The 17397-nt window shown below is 49.1% G+C and carries 17 protein-coding genes, 1 riboswitch and 1 other annotated feature; of the genes, 7 read left to right on the plus strand and 10 right to left on the minus strand.

Features of this window, described 5'->3' with window-relative positions; all coding sequences use genetic code 11:
• Nucleotides 1-26: 26 nt before the first annotated feature.
• From QOS01_RS04585 to QOS01_RS04610, 6 genes are all read right to left on the minus strand, one after another.
• Complete coding sequence (locus QOS01_RS04585) at nucleotides 27-1676, minus strand: putative polysaccharide biosynthesis protein (RefSeq protein WP_283621294.1); 1650 nt, start codon at nucleotides 1674-1676, stop codon at nucleotides 27-29.
• Nucleotides 1677-1782: 106 nt separating this feature from the next.
• Nucleotides 1783-2046: a type II toxin-antitoxin system HicB family antitoxin gene (locus QOS01_RS04590; RefSeq protein WP_283621295.1), complete on the minus strand. Its 264-nt coding sequence runs from the start codon at nucleotides 2044-2046 to the stop codon at nucleotides 1783-1785.
• A 74-nt stretch (nucleotides 2047-2120) separates the two neighbouring features.
• Nucleotides 2121-4541 carry a leucine--tRNA ligase gene (gene leuS / locus QOS01_RS04595; RefSeq protein ID WP_283621296.1) on the minus strand — a complete coding sequence of 807 codons (2421 nt, stop codon included), beginning with the start codon at nucleotides 4539-4541 and terminating at the stop codon, nucleotides 2121-2123.
• A 74-nt stretch (nucleotides 4542-4615) separates the two neighbouring features.
• Nucleotides 4616-4826: a binding site (T-box leader), on the minus strand.
• A gap of 46 nt (nucleotides 4827-4872) precedes the next feature.
• Nucleotides 4873-6060 carry a methionine adenosyltransferase gene (gene metK, locus QOS01_RS04600; protein ID WP_283621297.1) on the minus strand — a complete coding sequence of 396 codons (1188 nt, stop codon included), beginning with the start codon at nucleotides 6058-6060 and terminating at the stop codon, nucleotides 4873-4875.
• A riboswitch (SMK box riboswitch) is annotated at nucleotides 6058-6173 on the minus strand. Its footprint overlaps the gene before it by 3 nt.
• 49 nt (nucleotides 6174-6222) lie before the next feature.
• The gene (locus QOS01_RS04605) at nucleotides 6223-6759 is read right to left on the minus strand and encodes a DNA-3-methyladenine glycosylase I (protein WP_283621298.1); all 537 of its coding nucleotides are present in this window, start codon (nucleotides 6757-6759) and stop codon (nucleotides 6223-6225) included.
• A 133-nt stretch (nucleotides 6760-6892) separates the two neighbouring features.
• On the minus strand, nucleotides 6893-8329 hold the full coding sequence (locus tag QOS01_RS04610; RefSeq protein ID WP_283621299.1) for an MFS transporter: 1437 nt from the start codon (nucleotides 8327-8329) through the stop codon (nucleotides 6893-6895).
• 128 nt (nucleotides 8330-8457) lie between these two features.
• On the opposite strand from QOS01_RS04610, the gene QOS01_RS04615 reads away from it, so the two are divergent.
• Nucleotides 8458-8913, plus strand: a complete 456-nt coding sequence (locus tag QOS01_RS04615; RefSeq protein WP_283621300.1) for a Fur family transcriptional regulator — start codon at nucleotides 8458-8460, stop codon at nucleotides 8911-8913.
• A gap of 90 nt (nucleotides 8914-9003) precedes the next feature.
• Here the strand turns inward: QOS01_RS04615 and QOS01_RS04620 are convergent, their stop codons facing one another.
• Nucleotides 9004-10353 (minus strand): amino acid permease, encoded by a 1350-nt coding sequence (locus QOS01_RS04620; protein WP_283621301.1) that lies wholly within the window; start codon nucleotides 10351-10353, stop codon nucleotides 9004-9006.
• Nucleotides 10354-10596: 243 nt separating this feature from the next.
• Between QOS01_RS04620 and QOS01_RS04625 the strand changes: the two genes are divergently transcribed.
• The 3 genes from QOS01_RS04625 to QOS01_RS04635 all read left to right on the plus strand — a co-directional run bounded on the left by QOS01_RS04625 (nucleotide 10597) and on the right by QOS01_RS04635 (nucleotide 11866).
• The gene (locus tag QOS01_RS04625) at nucleotides 10597-11025 is read left to right on the plus strand and encodes a VanZ family protein (protein ID WP_283621302.1); all 429 of its coding nucleotides are present in this window, start codon (nucleotides 10597-10599) and stop codon (nucleotides 11023-11025) included.
• Nucleotides 11026-11048: 23 nt separating this feature from the next.
• Nucleotides 11049-11219, plus strand: a complete 171-nt coding sequence (locus tag QOS01_RS04630; protein ID WP_169746074.1) for a hypothetical protein — start codon at nucleotides 11049-11051, stop codon at nucleotides 11217-11219.
• Between the two features lie 122 nt (nucleotides 11220-11341).
• Nucleotides 11342-11866, plus strand: coding sequence for an HdeD family acid-resistance protein (locus tag QOS01_RS04635; protein WP_283621303.1), 525 nt, complete (start codon nucleotides 11342-11344; stop codon nucleotides 11864-11866).
• 72 nt (nucleotides 11867-11938) lie between these two features.
• On the opposite strand, the gene QOS01_RS04640 is transcribed toward QOS01_RS04635, so the two are convergent.
• A complete protein-coding gene (locus QOS01_RS04640; RefSeq protein ID WP_283621304.1) occupies nucleotides 11939-12370 on the minus strand; it encodes an Hsp20/alpha crystallin family protein in 432 nt (143 codons plus the stop codon).
• Between the two features lie 289 nt (nucleotides 12371-12659).
• On the opposite strand from QOS01_RS04640, the gene QOS01_RS04645 reads away from it, so the two are divergent.
• Both QOS01_RS04645 and QOS01_RS04650 read left to right on the plus strand, forming a co-directional pair.
• Nucleotides 12660-13214 carry a L,D-transpeptidase gene (locus QOS01_RS04645; protein WP_408612460.1) on the plus strand — a complete coding sequence of 185 codons (555 nt, stop codon included), beginning with the start codon at nucleotides 12660-12662 and terminating at the stop codon, nucleotides 13212-13214.
• Nucleotides 13215-13228: 14 nt separating this feature from the next.
• Nucleotides 13229-14077 carry an aldo/keto reductase gene (locus QOS01_RS04650; RefSeq protein ID WP_283621306.1) on the plus strand — a complete coding sequence of 283 codons (849 nt, stop codon included), beginning with the start codon at nucleotides 13229-13231 and terminating at the stop codon, nucleotides 14075-14077.
• Nucleotides 14078-14127: 50 nt separating this feature from the next.
• On the opposite strand, the gene QOS01_RS04655 is transcribed toward QOS01_RS04650, so the two are convergent.
• On the minus strand, nucleotides 14128-14637 hold the full coding sequence (locus QOS01_RS04655; protein WP_408612459.1) for an acyl-CoA thioesterase: 510 nt from the start codon (nucleotides 14635-14637) through the stop codon (nucleotides 14128-14130).
• Between the two features lie 125 nt (nucleotides 14638-14762).
• Between QOS01_RS04655 and QOS01_RS04660 the strand changes: the two genes are divergently transcribed.
• Complete coding sequence (locus QOS01_RS04660) at nucleotides 14763-16457, plus strand: phosphoenolpyruvate carboxykinase (ATP) (protein WP_283621307.1); 1695 nt, start codon at nucleotides 14763-14765, stop codon at nucleotides 16455-16457.
• Between the two features lie 123 nt (nucleotides 16458-16580).
• On the opposite strand, the gene apf is transcribed toward QOS01_RS04660, so the two are convergent.
• Complete coding sequence (gene apf / locus QOS01_RS04665; protein ID WP_283621308.1) at nucleotides 16581-17339, minus strand: aggregation-promoting factor; 759 nt, start codon at nucleotides 17337-17339, stop codon at nucleotides 16581-16583.
• Between the last annotated feature and the right edge of the window lie 58 nt (nucleotides 17340-17397).

The raw sequence follows: 17397 nt of genomic DNA on the forward strand, positions 1-17397 counted from the left end.
GAGAAAATTTCTTCAACCTTTTTTATTTAACGAATATGCAATTTTTGCCGAAGAGCTGCGGACCGGGGACCAATAATCTGGTCCGTTAAACGGAACTTGAGAGCGAGGAAGGCAAAGACCCCGACGCCCAGCATTACCCCTAAGATCAGGGTAAAGAAAGCCGTAAACCGACCGTAGGGACTTACGAAGTGGCCAGTCAGGAGCATGAATGCCTTGGTGACCACGAACATAATGATTGAGTAGCAAAGAATCTGGTTAGTGGGCTTGGACATCTTGTAGAAGTGAAGGCCAAACTCCATATTAAAGGAGTGCAGAATCATGTAGTCAATCACAAACATTGACAGGCAGGTGGCAAGTAGTGGTCCCAACCCCTGCAAAAGCTTAATACATGGGTACTGCAAAAGCAGCTTGATAATAATACCGATTCCTAAGAACTTCATCATCCGCCGGTTCTCAGAAATTCCCTGCATCATAGCGGCGGCAACGGTATAAAGACCCATTGGAATTGATACAAAGGCCGCAAATTGGAGGACCACAATTCCTGCCTGGTCGTAGCGGTAGAAGACCGTGTAAATTTGTTGGGCCACCGCTGCCAGGCCAAGTGAAGCCGGGATCATTACGAAGTAGAAAAGCAGGAGGACGTTTTCAATCTGCTTTCTGATTCCCTGCAGGTCGTTTTGGGCCCGGGCCGTTGCTAACAACGGGATAACCGTAGCGGCCATGGCTGCCGCCAGGGAAATAATAATCGTGTAGAGCTTGTTAGCGTTGAAGGCAAACAGGGCGTAAAGGATCGTTTCCTGGTAATGGGTAAAGTGACCAACCCGGAACAGCATGTGGGGGAAGGTAAACTGGTCGATTAGCTGGTAAACCGCCACTCCCGATTCAATGATGACAAACGGGATTGACTGGTAAACCATCCGGGCGACCAGTTCCATCGTCGACACCTGCAGGTTTGACCTCCCCTGACTAATCAGATCGTTCATCTCCCGTCGGTGGCTCATCCAGGCCCAGGACAGGACCATGATGGCACCAATTGCCCCGATAAAGGCCGCAAAGGTCGACTGGGTAACGGCCGCTACCCAACTCCCCTTTTGGATTTTCATAATCAGGTAGGTGGCCGCCAACATATAGATAACCCGGAAGACTTGTTCCACAAACTGGGACATGGCCGACGGTGCCATCCAGTTATACCCCTGTAAGAATCCCCGACTCATCGCCAGGGCAGGAATGATCAAAACGGCCCAGGCCAGCGACCGGACAACCGGAATGACGTTTGCGTCACCATTATCCATCATTGGGGCGGCAAACATCATCACCGTCGCACAAACAACCCCCATCGCCAGAGCAACGTACATGCTCGATATGTAAAGGCGCCGGCTTACCCCGTATTCATTTAACCCGTTATAGTGGGCAACCATCTTGGAGATTGCGGAGGGCAGCCCCGCCGTTGCAATAATTAAGAAGATGTTATAAATGTTATACCCCTGTGCAAAGAGGGCGTTAGCTTCGTTACTGTAAGCACCGAGCCAGGTTACCCAAGGGATAACGTAAACGGCACCTAAGATTCGCGAGGTGATACTCCCTACCGTCATCCAAGCGGAACCGCTTAGCATCTTTGATTGAGCGTCCTTATTAGGATTCACCACTTGCGAACCATCATTATGTTTTTTAGTCATGATTCGTTAAATTCCTGCCTTCTTAAAAATAAACAATCCATACCATTTTAGCGTGAAACTTGGCGGGGCGCAATTTCTTTTCTCTTTTTTAAATTTTACTTAAGGGCTAGTACTGGTCCAGGTCGACCGTTACCAGCTTGACGGTGCTTTCCGGATGGTCCCGCTTCACTGCCGCTAGATCACTGGCCTGGGGGGCCTTTTCAAAGTGGCCCAGTTTATCATTTATAGTGATTGCCAGGCCCAGTTTGGCGAAGTCCATCGCCTCTTCCATTGTTTTCCCTTGAGTAAAGGCCTCCGGGAGGTCCGGGAAGTCCACCAGGATCTCCCCATCCTTGGCGGTAAAGAGGGCTGGATAAGAAACTAATTCCATTGTTATTCCTTCCTGAAAAAGGGACCGCCTACTCAGCGTCAGGCTGAATACCGGTCCCTTCTTTCGTGTGCTTATTACTTGGCAACGATGTTAACAATCTTGTTTGGTACAACAATAATCTTCTTGATGTCCTTGCCATCAGTGAACTTCTTAACGTGTTCGTTGGCCAGAGCCACCTTTTCTGCCTCTTCCTTTGGGGTGTCCTTAGCCATCTTAACCTTGGCCCGGACCTTCCCGTTGACTTGCAGAATCATTTCGACTTCGTTTTCAACCAATGCTTGCGGGTCATACTTTGGCCATGGCTGGTAAGCAATCGTGTCGCTGATTCCAAACTGACTCCACAGTTCTTCAGCTACGTGCGGAATGATTGGGGAAATCATTTTGACGAAGCCCTGCATGTATTCCGCTGGCAGGTCGTCTGCCTTGTAAGCTTCGTTAACGAAGACCATCAGTTGCGAAATAGCCGTGTTGAAGTGCATCCGCTCATAGTCTTCCGTAACCTTCTTGACAGTTTGGTTATATACCTTGGTCAGCTTGCCATCGTTAAAGTTGGAGACCCGGTCCCGCAGGTGGTTGTTATCATCCATCAACAGGCGCCATACCCGTTGAATCCACTTGTAGGAACCATGGAGCCCCTCTTCATCCCACGGAACGGATTCGGTCAGCGGACCCATGAACATTTCGTACAGGCGGAGGGTGTCCGCACCGTACTTGTCAACGATGTCATCAGGGTTGACAACGTTCCCCTTGGACTTGGACATCTTTTCGTGGTTGGCTCCAAGGATCATCCCCTGGTTAACCAACTTCATGAATGGTTCCTTAGTTGGTACTAAACCGAGGTCGTAAAGAACCTTGTGCCAGAAGCGGGCGTAAAGAAGGTGCAGGACCGCATGCTCAGCCCCACCGACGTAGAGGTCAACTGGTGACCAGTAGTCAAGGGCTTCCTTAGAGGCAAATTCCTTGCTGTTGTGAGGGTCGGTGTAACGGAGCCAGTACCATGATGAACCAGCCCACTGTGGCATGGTGTTGGTTTCCCGCAGGCCGTGACGACCTTGGTCATCGTAAACGTTGACCCAGTCCTTGACGTTGGCCAGTGGGCTCTCACCAGTTCCTGATGGTTCAATGTTATCCGTGTCAGGTAGTTTCAAAGGTAATTCATCCTCTGGTACCAGGGTTGTCCGCCCGTCGTCCCAGTGGATAACCGGGATTGGTTCACCCCAGTAACGTTGCCGACTGAAGATCCAGTCACGCAGGCGGTAGTTGACCTTCTTGTGACCGGCGTCGTGTTCTTCCAGCCAGTCAATCATCTTAGCCTTGGCATTCTTGATGTTCAGACCGTCCAAGAAGCCGGAGTTAATGTGCTTGCCGTCACCATCAAAGGCCCCCTCAGAAAGGTCGGCACCTTCGATAACAGGCTTGATTGGCAGGTCAAACTTCTTGGCAAAGTCGTAGTCCCGTTGGTCGCCGGAAGGAACGGCCATCACTGCCCCGGTACCGTATGATGCCAGGACATAGTCACTGATCCAGATTGGCAGCTTCTCACCATTGACCGGGTTAATGACGTAAGAACCGGTAAATACCCCGGTCTTGTCCTTGTTCAGGTCGGTCCGCTCCAGGTCAGAACGACGGGAGGTTTCTTCCTTGTACTTAGCAACTTCATCCTTGTGTTCCGGCGTCGTCAGCTGGTCAACTAGCTTCTTTTCTGGGGCCAAAACAACGTAGGAGGCACCAAAGAGGGTGTCTGCCCGGGTGGTGAAGACTTCAATCTTCGTGTCTTCGTCACCAGCAACCGGAAAGAAGACGGCGGCCCCTTCAGAACGGCCAATCCAGTTCCGCTGCATTTCCTTAACACTTTCCGGCCAGTCAACCAGGTCGAGGTCATCAATCAGGCGGTCAGCGTAGGCAGTGATCTTCAATACCCACTGCTTCATTGGCTTCCGGTATACTGGGTAGCCACCCCGCTTTGTCTTTCCGTCTTCAACTTCTTCGTTGGCAACCACGGTTCCGCCCATGAAGTCGGGTGCCCAGTTAACCATGATCTCGTTTTCGTATGCCAGGCCCTTTTTGTAGAGCTGTTCGAAGATCCACTGGGTCCACTTGTAGTATTCAGGATCCGTCGTGTTGACTTCCCGGTCCCAGTCGTAAGAGAAGCCCAAAGACTGGATTTGCTTACGGAAGTGGTTAATATTCTGGTTAGTGAAGCCTTTTGGATTGTGACCGGTCTTCAGGGCGTACTGTTCAGCTGGTAGACCAAAGGCGTCCCAGCCCATCGGGTGCAAAACATTGTAACCCTGCATCCGCTTCATCCGGGCCATTACATCGGTTGCCGTGTAACCTTCGGGGTGACCAACGTGGAGCCCTTGACCTGACGGGTATGGGAACATGTCCAGGGCGTAGTACTTCTTCTGGTCCTTATTAATCTCCGCTTTAAACGTCTTGTCCTTTTTCCAAAACTTTTGCCACTTATTTTCAATCGCTGTGTGATCGTAAGCCATAAATTCTGCTCCTTTTCAATTCTGTCCACTACTAAAATGATCGTAATAAAAAAGTCCCGCAGAAGCCCTTGCTTCGACGAGACGAAATCTAATCCGCGGTACCACCCGTTTTCTATGGTCACCCATAGCACTTAAGGCCTTAACGCGGCAGACGTCACTACCTACTCAATTCAGCAGCAATCTTCTAGACGAGTTCATTAACCGTGCCCTCCTACTTTCCACCACCAGCAGGTCTCTAAAAGTCACACTGTTAACTACTACTTCTATCACGATCAAAAATATTAATTGTATTCTAACGTCCTCCCTGCCTTTTTGCAAGGGGGCCACTAGATTAACCTAAAATCTTTTTCAGTTCATCAACCTTGTCCAGGTGTTCCCAAGGCAGGTCAACATCGGTCCGGCCAAAGTGACCGTAAGCCGCCGTTTGTTCGTAAATTGGCCGCTTGAGGTCTAGCATCTTAATGATCCCAGCTGGACGCAGGTCAAATACCTTCCGGACAGCAGCAATCAGTTCCGCTTCGGTCCGGGTACCCGTCCCAAAGGTGTCAATGGAGATGGAAACCGGTTCGGCAACCCCGATGGCATAAGCAACCTGAATTTCCAGCTTCTTGGCATAGCCAGCAGCAACCAGGTTCTTAGCAATGTAACGGGCGGCGTAACTAGCCGACCGGTCAACCTTGGTGGCATCCTTACCGGAGAAGGCCCCACCACCGTGGTGAGCAGCACCACCGTAAGTATCAACGATGATCTTCCGACCCGTCAAACCGGCATCCCCTTGGGGACCACCGATGACAAAGCGGCCGGTTGGGTTGATGAAGTACTTGGTCTTGTCGTCAAGCAGGTCAGCCGGGATGACGGCCTTGATGACTTGTTCCTTCACGTCCTTACGAATCTGGTCCAGGGTAACGTCGGGGTCGTGTTGGGTACTTAAGACCACCGTGTCCACCCGCAGGGGCTTGTCGTTATCGTCGTATTCAACCGTTACTTCGGCCTTGGCATCCGGACGTAAGTAGGAAATTGTCCCTTCCTTGCGGAGCTTGGCAATCCGTTGCATCAGCTTGTGGCTGAGCATCAGCGTCAGTGGCATGTATTCAGGCGTCTCGTCGGTTGCGTAACCAAACATCAGTCCCTGGTCACCGGCCCCAATCTTGTCGAGCGGGTCAGCATCCCCTTCACGGGTTTCCAGTGAATCGTCAACCCCTTGGGCAATGTCGGGTGACTGTTCGTCCAGCGAGGTGATTACGGCACAGTTATCGGCGTCAAAGCCGTACTTGCCATCGGTGTAACCAATCTTGCGGATTGTATTACGAACCACCTTTTGGATGTTAACGTAAGCCTTGGTGGAAACTTCACCGAAGACCAGGACTAACCCAGTCGTTACTGAAGTTTCAACGGCCGCCCGTGCATCTGGATCCTTTTCCAGCAGGGCGTCAAGAATGGCATCACTGATTTGATCGGCAATCTTATCTGGGTGCCCTTCGGAAACTGATTCGGATGTAAATAGGTGTTTTTCTGTCATTTTTATTAATTCCCCCATGTTCTAGTCGAAACTTAACATTAGTTTTGTAGTTGCGGTTACAAGGCATCTTCACAAGGGGTCCTTGTGAATCCTATCGGGAATTTGCTTCATAACAAGGACAATACTATCACAAAGCAACATTAATAATCAATTAAAATATTATTAAAGGCGCGCGTTGACAAGACCGACCGCCGTCATAAACGAGCACACAATTGTCGGGCCCATAAACTTAAAGCCGTCCTTCTTCATCTGGGTTGCCATCTTCTTAGATGCCGCGGTCCAAGGGGCCAGGGGCTCACCTGGCTTAAGAATCAGGCGCTGGGGTTGGTAGTCAACAGAGGACCAGATATAGTCATCAAAGTCTTGCCCTGCCTGCTGCATTTTATAGATAACCTGGGCATTATTAATGGTGGCCGTGATCTTGCGGCGGTTACGGATGATCCCCTTGTCGGCAAGCAGGCGGTCAACGTCATCCGATGAGAAGGCCGCCACCCTTTCAACTACAAAGTCACTGAATGCTTCCTCAAAGGCTGGCCGCCGCTTCCAAATCGTTGACCAGGTTAGGCCAGCCTGAAAAAGCTCTAGGCTCAGCATTTCAAACAAGAAACGCTCGTCATGGACCGGTAACCCCCAGTAGTGGTCGTAATAGTCCTGCATTGCGGGACTGGTATTTGCCCACGTTGGCCGTTTGATTTCCATTATCATTACCCCCTAATACGGTTTTCGGTTGTTAGAAAAATGCGCCCCTAATGGCTAGTATAATTCTCATTATATTAGCCATCCGGAGCGCTCTAATATTTTTTCTCCTATTATTTAAATACGGCATAGGCCATTAATCTGCAACAGCTTTCTTCGTATTCTTCAGCATTAATGCCAGGATTAGACCAATGATCTCAATCACAACCATCATGATAAATACCAGGTGATAACCGTGAAGGGATGCTGCCAATGGTCGACTGCCGGCGCTTAATGCGTGGCTGCTAGCAACCGTCAAAACAATCGTGGCAACCGCAACCCCGGCAGATCCCAGGACCTGACGAACGGTGGTGATTACCGCCGTGCCGTGGGGAACCAGCTCGTTTGGTAAGGCGTTGGCCCCTAAAGTAACCGCCGGCATCATGACAAAGGCGTTTCCACCTTCAATGACCATTGCACAGAGGATCATTGCTAGCAGGCTCAGGCGGTTTAGCATCAACAGACCAACGACCCAGCCACAGATAATCATTACCATCCCCACGAGCATTGTGGGTTTAAAACCAATCTTATCGGCAAGCTTCCCCGTCAACGGGTTAAGAATACTCAAGAACACCGCCCCGGGAACCAGTGACATCCCGGAAACGAAGGGACTGACCTTGAGAACCCCCTGGTAGTAAAGGGGAAAAATAATGGTAGTGACAATTAAGGCAATGTAGGAAATCGACGTTAAAAGAACCGCTAAGTCATAGTTAAAGGTCTTCAAGACCCGCAACTCCAGTAATGGTTCATCCAGGTGTAATTGCCGGTAGCAGAACCAGGCCAAGGCGAGGATACTGATGACCAGGATGGCCCCGTTAAGCCCCCAGTTGACGTTGTGCTTGGCGGCAAGGTTAACAACGTACATTACACCGATCAGGCCAATTGAAAGAAACACCGACAGCCAGTCGAGGCTGGTTTCGTGTCGCGGCATAACATCCCGGATCAGCCCCGTTCCAGCGAGGACAATGATCAGGGTGATAACAATCATAAAGAGGCCGAAGAGACTCTTCCAGTCAAAGAATTTCAAAACGATTCCGGAAACGATCGGGCCACATGCCAACGCAGATCCCATGACCAATCCGGCAATCCCCATGGTTGTCCCCCGGTTAGCCTTCGGGGTGATTTCCAACAGGACCGACTGGTAGGACGGAAAAAGGACACCAACAGCAAAGGCCTCCATTGCCCGGCCAACCATCATAAACAAGAAACCACTGGTCCCCCAGCTTGCGGGCGTGAGGACAATCATCAATGATCCGATATCAAATAGTGCCAGGGCACCGATGAACATCGTCTTGAAGTTCAGGTTGTTTAGCATCCAGGGACTGATCGGCATGCTGACACACATTACCAGCATAAAGCCGGTTGTTAGCCACTGAACAGTATCAGCAGAGATTCCAAAGGCATTCATTAATGTCGGGTAGGCCGTCGAAAGCGATGATTGACTAATCGACATCGTGAATGTTCCTACCAATAAAGTAAAAATAAACCAAAAACGACTATAAGCGCGGCCATTTTGGTCAACATTTCTTTCCATTTTTCTTCCCCTCTTTTAGAACTATTATTATTTTACAAATACTCATTATATATTTTGAATCTAAGCTTGTAAATGATATAATACTGTTAGATTATAATTATTTTAAATTAAAGAAAGGAGAGTTGTTCATGGCAGAGGCAGAACTTGATCGGGCATTAGACCTATTACGTAGTCACAAGGTGCGGCTAACTCCCCAGCGAAAGACCATCCTGGAATACATGATCACCCACCATACTCACCCGAGTGTCGAAATGATTTATCAAGACCTCAAAGATAGTGTCGATAACATAAGTATGGCCACCGTCTACAATACGCTTAAGCTGTTCGTCGATTATAACTTGGTAATCGAGTTAAAGAACGGTGACGGTAGTACCCACTACGACTACTTTGGTCATCCCCACTACCATGTTGTCTGCGACAATTGTGGTAAGATCACTGATGTCTTTGATGAACATTTTTCTGAAATTACCCGGGAAATGGCTGACATGACCCGGCGCAAGACCCACTACCTGGTAACGGGTAACAACATTGAGGTCCACGGTCTGTGCCCCGAGTGCCAACGAAAGTTACATTTAAACCGCTAAAACAATAAAACGTGGCTAGCAAGAAAAACTAATTTTCTCGCTAGCCACGTTTTTTCTCAGTTATGTAACTTATTAAGGCCGTCTGTTATTTTACTCGTTCTTCTGGGTCAAAGAAGCGATAAACAGAACCGCAAACCAAATCAGGGTAAAGATAAGGGCAGTCAGGGTCTGCTTATCCATGCACAGGACAACGAGGACAAAGACCAGGAAGGCCAGGACCAGGTAATCCGTGAACGGCGCGCCGGGCAACTTAAACGGGCGCTCAATTGAACGGTTCTTAATGAAGCGCAGGTGGGCACCAATAATGGCAGCCCAGATGAAAAGAAAACTCGTCGTGGCAATGCTTGAGATCAGGGTGAACACCTCGCCTGGCATCAAGAAGTTCAGTAACGCTGCTACTCCAATCACCGCCGAGGAAATAACGACTGCCCGGGCCGGAACCTGGTGCTTAGAAAGGCGGCTGATTGCCTGGACATGGGGATGGCGAGACTTGGCAGTCAGCTCGGCCAGCATCCGCCCCGTCGTGTAGATTGAACTGTTACATGCCGAAGCTGCCGCGGTGATAACAATGAAGTTAACCACGCTCGCGGCCCCGCGCAGGCCGGCATCCTGGAAGACCAGGACAAAGGGACTGTTTGAAGGCGAAAGCTGGTTCCACGGGTAAATGCACATGATGGCCGCCAGCGCTCCGAGGTAAAAGATCAGCACCCGGATAGAAATGCCGTTGATTGCCTCCGGAATTACCTTACGGGGGTTCTCCGCTTCCGCTGCGGTGACCCCAACCATTTCAATGCCAACAAAGGCAAAGACAACCATTTGAAATGACATCACAAAGCCCTTGGCCCCCGTCGCAAAGAAGCCATTGTAAGCCACCAGATTCTTGGGGGACGCCACGTACCCACCGGCCGACTTGAACTGGATCAAGACCATGAAGATACCGACCGCAATCAAGACAATGATTGCCACAATCTTAATCATTGCAAACCAGAATTCGATTTCGCCGAAAACGTTGACCGTAATCAGGTTCAGGCACAAGAAGATTAGAAGGGTAATCACCCCTGGGATCCACTGGGGTACGTGGGGGAGCCATATCTGAATATAGAGCCCGATTGCCGTGATCTCCGCCATCGCCAGCGCTAACCAGCAGGCCCAGTAAGCCCAGCCAGCAATAAAACTGACCCGCTTACCTAGGTAGTCGCGGATGGCCTCCATAAATGACCGGTAGTGCAAATTCGATAATAGGAGCTCTCCCAAAGCCCGCATGATTGCGAAGCAGACAATCCCCGTAATTAAGTAAGCAAGTAAGATTGCTGGTCCCGCGGCCCGAATCGCCTTTCCTGAGCCCAGGAAAAGGCCCGTGCCAATCGTTCCCCCGAGGGCCATTAGCTGGATGTGGCGGCTCTTCAGGCTCCGCTTCATCTGCGTCTGTTTATCGTCCATTTTTTCAATTCTCCTTAAACTTCCATTGTCAACCCTTCCCCTAGCAGTTAAGCTAGTAGTGGCGGCTGACAATTAGTCTCGAGCCTTTATTGTATACCTATTTTGGCAAATTGAACCCGCAAGGAGAAAATTAATATTCAATACCTCGCTTTTCTAACCTACTTTTTAATATGTTGCGTCATCATTAAGCACTTTTGGCCTCGCTTCCCGGAATGGGGGCAGCGGATTACCCTACTGAGCCTCTTGGTTTACGTCACGGCGGTCATGGCCCTGTGTCTGACCCCTTCGATTCTTAGCGTTGCCTCTGCACATAAGCGGCTTTTTTACCTCTGGGGAGTTCCCTATAACGCCATCCCCCTCCAAGGACTCAGCCATGAGTTTTTCCTCAACGTTATCATGACGATTCCCTGGGGCGTCTACCTTTTCCTTATTAACCACCGACTGAGGTTAGCACGGGCTACCCTGTTTTGCCTGCTGTTTAGCCTTTTCATCGAGTTGAACCAGTTCATCCTCGACCTGGTAGTCAACCTGGGTCGACTAGCGGATGTCGATGACTTGATTACCAACACAGCTGGGGGTCTAATCGGTTTTCTGGTCATGGTCCTCCTGTCTCGGACCCGGGCCCGCCGCTTGATCCAATATTTCAGTCTCAGTAAGGACAAAGTTTGGTAAACTATTACTGTGAGGTGACATTAATGATTTCAAACGAACAACGTGCACACGATATTGCAATTGCCCTAATGCAAGCCAACAGCAAGGACGTTGAACCAATCGAGGCCTACCACCGCTATGTCAACTACTTACTGCCGATTCTACGGGAAATTGACAAGGACTTTCCCCATGGTATCCGCGAACACCTTAATTAAAATACACCAAATACGCCATGACCCGGTTAATCCCGCATCGTGGCGTATTTTAGTCTATTGCTAAATTAATAAAAAAGAACTATGATGGTCTCGTTACTAAATTAGAAAGGAGAAAATGGTTTATGTTTAATGAACATCAAAAGCGGTTCGACTGGTTCAGTCTGGTCCTAGGAATCCTGTTTGTGATTGCCGGCTTTGCATCCTTCATGCACCCTGACAAGACCCTTCACTTCCTGTCCATTCTGGTCGGGATCGCCTTTATTTTTCGGGGAATCTACGAACTGTGGTTCCGCAAGTTTATCAATGCCACTCTGAACGAACGCTCCGGTTGGATTGTTTTTGCAGCTATTTTAGATATTATTCTGGGGGTTATCGTCCTCGTCTATCCTAACTGGGGAATTCTCTACCTGGCAATCCTGTTTGCCATCTGGTTCATCATCGATGCCATCATGCAAATCAAGGCTGCCGGCTTCTTCAAGACTTTCCATCGCGGGTACGCCACCCTGCTGGTTATCCTAGGGGGCGTCAGCGTTGTCCTGGGGGTAATTCTCCTATTTAGTCCAATTCTTTCTGCACTGACGATTGTTTGGCTGGTTTCAACTTTATTGTTAGTCTTCGGCATCATGCAGATTATTCAGGCATTCTAATGTCGTTTATGCAAATAGCACCACGTACCAATTCGGCGCGTGGTGCTATTTGTTTTTTAAAGGTGATTTTTATTAGTCAATGTCAATCCGGGTATCATTCTCGTCACTGGCTTGCAGCTTTGGCAGGTTCAAGGTCAAAACTCCATTCGTGTATTGGGCCTTGACTGCGTCCCGGTCAACGTCCGGCAAACGGTATTGCCGACTCATTTGACCATACCGCCGTTCGGTGTGGAGAACATTACCATCCTTGTCGCTATCATCAGCAAAGGTGTCCCGGTGACCAGTTACGGACAAAATGTTGTTAGCGTAGTTGATATGAATGTCCTTCTTATCAAAGCCCGGCATATCAATCTTAACCGTGTAACCCTTGTCGTTCTCGGCAACATCGGTCTTCATGTGATCAGCTACTGGTGTTAAGTCTGAGAAGAAGTCATCATTCATCCAGTCACGCATATTCATCAGATTATCAAATAAGTTGTTACGACGTTGAATTTCGTTAGCCATATATCGAATCATCCTTTCTCATACCTTGTTTACATTTTCTATATTAATCATTGGTCAACAATAGTCAAGAAAAAATTAGCACTTAATCGTTTCGAGTGCTATTTTTTCTTGACCAATCTTAACCAAACTGCTGAAGCTTACGCGCTCAATGGATTAGGGCCCTCAATCATTGGATGCTTTAACGGCAAAAAGTTTTCCACTATCCCTAAACATATGAACATTTAATCATGCATTATTGTGCTAAAATGTAGCTATTAATTATTGAAGAAGGCATCACACAATGAATTTAATGAAGAAAATCTTTTTAGTCACCCTCGTCGGTGTATTTGCATTGATCACCGGGAGCGTCACTGCCAGCGCCCACTCCAACATGCGGACACCCATCGACTACCGGAAGTCATCGGAGACAATTCCTTACCCGGACATCAACAAGCTCAAGGACCCTTGGATCAAGGTCAGCATCAACAAGAACCGGGTTTACATCATGTCCGGCAATAAGGCGGTGTACACAATGTACTGCAGTGCCGGAAAGTACGAAAACAAGGACGGTAAACGGGTAAGTACAACGCCAACCGGAACCTTCGCAATCCAGTCCGAACGGGGTAATGGCTTCTACAACCCATCGGTTAAGTGCGGGGCAAATAACTACGTTTCCTGGCATGATAACGGCTCCTACCTCTTCCACAGTGTCCCAACGGATAAGGACGGCCACTACATCAAGTCTGAAGCAGCCAAACTGGGTAAAACGACCGCCTCTCACGGCTGTGTCCGCCTGTCTATCCCAGACTCCAAGTGGATGATGAACATGCCAGAAGGAACCAAGGTTGTTGTCCAGGATAACTAAGAGGAGGCTTCCGAATGAAAAAGGTAACAATTAACGGGGTCCCCCTCCCCGCCGTGGGAATCGGAACCTGGAACATCGGTGACCATCCCGCACAACGACAGAACGAAATTGCCGCCATTCAAGCTGGCATCAATGCCGGAGCCCGGGTGGTGGATACCGCTGAAATGTATGGCAATGGCCGTTCGGAGCGGCTCATCAAGGAGGCCATCGCCCCCTTTGCCCGGGAAAAACTTTTCCTGATCGATAAGGTCCTGCCCCAAAACGCCAGTGCCCGCCTCTTAGAGCGGAGTCTCGACCGGAGCCTGCAAAACGTGGGAACTGATTACTTTGACCTCTACCTCCTCCACTGGCGGGGAACGGTGCCCTTATCAGAAACGGTCACCACGATGGAAGAAATGGTTAAGAAGGGTAAAATCAGGTCCTGGGGGGTCTCCAACTTTGATGTTAGTGACCTCCAGGAGCTGTGGGCCCTCCCAAAAGGTGACCACTGCGTTGCTAACCAAGACCTGTATAACCTTGATGAACGGGGAATTGAATTTGACCTCCTCCCCCTGATGCGGGCCCACCGCCTTCCCCTAATTGCTTACTCGCCCCTTGCCCAGGGTGACTCCCTTTCCGGCAAACTGGCAGACAATAAGGTCCTGCAAGAGATTGCCGCTAACCACCAGGCAACGATTTACCAGGTAATGCTGGCGTGGACGCTTCGGGAACCGGACGTCCTAGCAATTCCCAAGAGCAGTTCGGTGCAACATGCCCAGGCAAATGTCCAGGCCGGTTCACTTGAATTTAGTAGTGACGAACTGAAGCAGTTAGCCGCCACCTTTCCCAAGCCAACCAGTAAGCAGCCACTCGCTGTTCTCTAATAAAAAAAGATCGACACTAGCGTTTGAATTCAAACGTAGTGTCGATCTTTTTATCTTCGCCAGGGAAAGTCAAGCGAGACAGCGTCGGTAATTTGTTGCTCAGCCTGCCGACTGACGCGTCTTTCCTGACGGCGCCCCTCGTAGCCGGCTAATAGTGTCCGTTGTTCATCGCTTTCCGGAACCATCCCTGTCACCGGAACCGCCTTTTTAGGGTCCGCAATGACGTAGGTAATGAAGCAGGTAAAGCCCAAGAAGCGTGCACCAGTCATCAGGTGTTCACCAATGACCTTAACAAAAACCTCGATGGAGCGGTGACCAACCCCGGTGACGTAGGCCTCCATACACATTGAATCCTGGAGCTTGAAGGGCTGGAGGAATTGCACGTGGTCCATACTTGCGGTAACGACAACCGTCCGGGCGACCCGCATTGCGGCAATCGAGGCTTCACCGTCAATTAATTCCAGAATCCGGCCCCCATAAACGGTGCCGTGTTCGTTAAGGTCATCATTGAGGACCCGGTGAACAGAAATAGAGAGTGTGTCATTACATTTTGCTTGCATAATAAATGGAACCCCTTACACTTTTTTATTATTCTAACATAATTAGGTCGAAATTAAATTTTACTCACCGTTTGCTCAAAGATACACTATAATAGTAGCAAGGCTATAGGAAAGGATTGAGATTAATGCCTAAGCAAGAAAAAATTAAGACGCCTTCACTCTATGTCAACACGGAGCGCGGGGTTGCTTTGCTGAACCTGAGTCATGCGTACTATAAGGACACTTACTCACTTGTTAATAGTGATGAATTATTGGAAGTTGTTAAGTTGTACCTTGATTCCAAGAATCCGGAATATGACGATGACGCATTTGATAATGCTACGCCTGAACAATACGTTCAAACGTTAAAGAAGATCCTGATTGACGATGACAGTGCCTTTGACAAGTATGATCCAAAGGATATCCTGGCCAGCGTTGAAGAGTTATACTCCTTCTACCGTTCACTGCTCCGGGTTACGGTGATCAACTATAACAACAGTAAAATTGCCGGCAATGAATTTAAGATGATTGACGGGCATTTCAACGACCTGGTTCGTGAATCCTACCGGGTGGTTGAAGAAAAGCTCCAGGGCTTTGCTAACCAAACCTACCGGCAAGTTAACGCCGCTTCAAACGCGTCCATTCTTGTTCAGACACATGATTGGCCAATCCCAGAAGGTTACGACCAGCTGCGCGACATCGACTTTATCGATACTGTGATGCTCCGGCCACCAATGATGATGCACACCAAGAGTAACAAGCGTGAAGGGGTCTTCTCAGCTGTTGAAGAGAACCCTATCAAGCGGTTCCACGGTCAAAAGGGTCAATGGTACTGTTACCCAGCTAAGATTGGGGAAAGCCTGGCCTACATCTACTTCAACGTTGACTACCTGGTCAACGGGATTGCCCTCTCTAACCTCTTCCAGTTGGCCCGGCCAGATGAGGTCCGGGGGCAAAAGCCAGACCTGATCCTACTCTTCGGCTTGAAGGAAACCGAGGGAATGGTTTCGCATTACTACCACGATACCAAGAACCACATCTGGGTTGGGGAAGTGCCATACACTGACAAGACCACCTACTTCGGTTACATGAAGAAGATGTGCCTGACATTGCACAACCTTCACCAGATTTACAACGGCCGCCTGCCAATTCACGGCTCGATGCTGCGGGTACGGTTCACCAACGGTAAGGAAAAGAACGTTGTCTTCTTTGGTGACTCCGGTGCCGGGAAGTCTGAATCAATCGAAGCAATGCAAGAAATTGCCGATGACAAGATTGTCGACATGGAAACAATCTTCGATGACATGGGCAGTTTCACTATCGGTGATGACGGGAAGATTTACGCCCAGGGGACCGAAACCGGGGCCTTTGTCCGCCTCGATGACCTTTCCAGCGCAGTTGCCTTCAACAACATGGACCGGGGTGTCTACCTCAATCCTGAACTGTCCAACGCCCGGGTCATCATCCCCGCGGACACTTACGAAAACGTCATTAAGCACCACCCAATTGATATGTGGGTTTACGCTAACAACTATGACGACAAGGTTGGCATCCACCGCTTTGAAAACGAGGAGGAAGCCAAGAAGGTCTTCGTTGCTGGTAAGCGGAAAGCCCTCGGAACGACTGATGAAGTCGGCATGAGCACGACCTTCTTTGCCAACCCATTTGGCCCCGTTCAAGAAGAAGAACGGACCAAGCCAATTATTGACAAGGTCTTTAACAAGCTCTTTGCTAACAACGTTTATGTCGGTGAAGTCTACACCCACCTTGGTAACGACAAGTCCAAGGAAGCGCTGCACGAGTCTGCACGGGAATTACTAGACGTTTTGATGAATAACTAACAGATAATTAATTAACTATAAAATAAGGGAACTAGTACACTTTGTACCGGTTCCCTTTTTTAATTCGTTCATAAAAAAAGCCGGAGAAAACATCTCCAGCTTCTTAGCAAATATGATTAAATTTTAGTACCAACCGTGTGATTGCCAGAATGCTTGGGCAGCGGTCCAGGAACCGTAACGGCTAGCAACGTATTGGTCAGCAACCCGTTCTTGGTTAGCGGCAGAGTAGTCACCGTTCAAGTATGAAGCGGATAACTGGTACTTACCAATGTATTGACCGTTCGTAGCGGTGTATGAACCACCAGATTCACGAGCAGCAATCCAGGCCTTCGCACTGGCTTCGTCACCAGTTACGCCTGAAGTGTAGCTAGTGTTGGTCGTTGCTGCACCAGTGTAGGCAGCAGTTGCGGCCGCGTTAGCAGCTTGGGTGTAACCACTAGCTTGTTGTTGGCTAGCAGCGGCTGGTTGGCTAGTCGTGGTCGTTGCTTGTGCTTGATTGGTAGCAGTCGACTGTTGGGCTTGGCTAGCAGCAGCTGATTGTTGAGCCTGACTAGTTGCCGCTTGGCTTTGGTTTTCCGGAGTAGCACTTGGCAGCGTAGCAATTTCTTGTTGCGTTGCTGGTGCGACTTCACCGTTATCCTTAATAACTAATTTTTGGCCAACGTAGATTAAGTTCTTGTTGGCAATGTGGTTGGTTGAAGCTAAGGTATCAACAAAGCTTAAATCATGACCAAACTTGTAGGAAATTCCTGATAAAGTATCACCACTTTGCACCGTGTAAATTGAATCAGCGTTTGCGGTCGTAGCAGTAGCAATGGTACCCAATGCAACGGCTCCAGCAACAGCAGCAGTAATTTTAGCGATGTTCTTAGATAACTTCATAGAGATTAAATCCCATCCTTTACATAATTCTGTTATTTACTTATTAACTCATCACTTG

The organism is Limosilactobacillus avium (assembly GCF_947381485.1).
Classification (GTDB): domain Bacteria; phylum Bacillota; class Bacilli; order Lactobacillales; family Lactobacillaceae; genus Limosilactobacillus; species Limosilactobacillus avium.

Coding starts and splice junctions, on each gene's coding strand:
- QOS01_RS04655 (WP_408612459.1), bottom strand. CDS start 14,637: ATGCAAGCAAAATGTAATGACACACTCTCTATTTCTGTTCACCGGGTC.
- QOS01_RS04585 (WP_283621294.1), bottom strand. CDS start 1,676: ATGACTAAAAAACATAATGATGGTTCGCAAGTGGTGAATCCTAATAAG.
- QOS01_RS04635 (WP_283621303.1), top strand. CDS start 11,342: ATGTTTAATGAACATCAAAAGCGGTTCGACTGGTTCAGTCTGGTCCTA.
- QOS01_RS04645 (WP_408612460.1), top strand. CDS start 12,660: ATGAAGAAAATCTTTTTAGTCACCCTCGTCGGTGTATTTGCATTGATC.
- metK (WP_283621297.1), bottom strand. CDS start 6,060: ATGACAGAAAAACACCTATTTACATCCGAATCAGTTTCCGAAGGGCAC.
- QOS01_RS04590 (WP_283621295.1), bottom strand. CDS start 2,046: ATGGAATTAGTTTCTTATCCAGCCCTCTTTACCGCCAAGGATGGGGAG.
- apf (WP_283621308.1), bottom strand. CDS start 17,339: ATGAAGTTATCTAAGAACATCGCTAAAATTACTGCTGCTGTTGCTGGA.
- QOS01_RS04630 (WP_169746074.1), top strand. CDS start 11,049: ATGATTTCAAACGAACAACGTGCACACGATATTGCAATTGCCCTAATG.
- QOS01_RS04615 (WP_283621300.1), top strand. CDS start 8,458: ATGGCAGAGGCAGAACTTGATCGGGCATTAGACCTATTACGTAGTCAC.
- QOS01_RS04660 (WP_283621307.1), top strand. CDS start 14,763: ATGCCTAAGCAAGAAAAAATTAAGACGCCTTCACTCTATGTCAACACG.
- QOS01_RS04650 (WP_283621306.1), top strand. CDS start 13,229: ATGAAAAAGGTAACAATTAACGGGGTCCCCCTCCCCGCCGTGGGAATC.
- QOS01_RS04605 (WP_283621298.1), bottom strand. CDS start 6,759: ATGGAAATCAAACGGCCAACGTGGGCAAATACCAGTCCCGCAATGCAG.
- QOS01_RS04620 (WP_283621301.1), bottom strand. CDS start 10,353: ATGGACGATAAACAGACGCAGATGAAGCGGAGCCTGAAGAGCCGCCAC.
- QOS01_RS04640 (WP_283621304.1), bottom strand. CDS start 12,370: ATGGCTAACGAAATTCAACGTCGTAACAACTTATTTGATAATCTGATG.
- QOS01_RS04610 (WP_283621299.1), bottom strand. CDS start 8,329: ATGGAAAGAAATGTTGACCAAAATGGCCGCGCTTATAGTCGTTTTTGG.
- leuS (WP_283621296.1), bottom strand. CDS start 4,541: ATGGCTTACGATCACACAGCGATTGAAAATAAGTGGCAAAAGTTTTGG.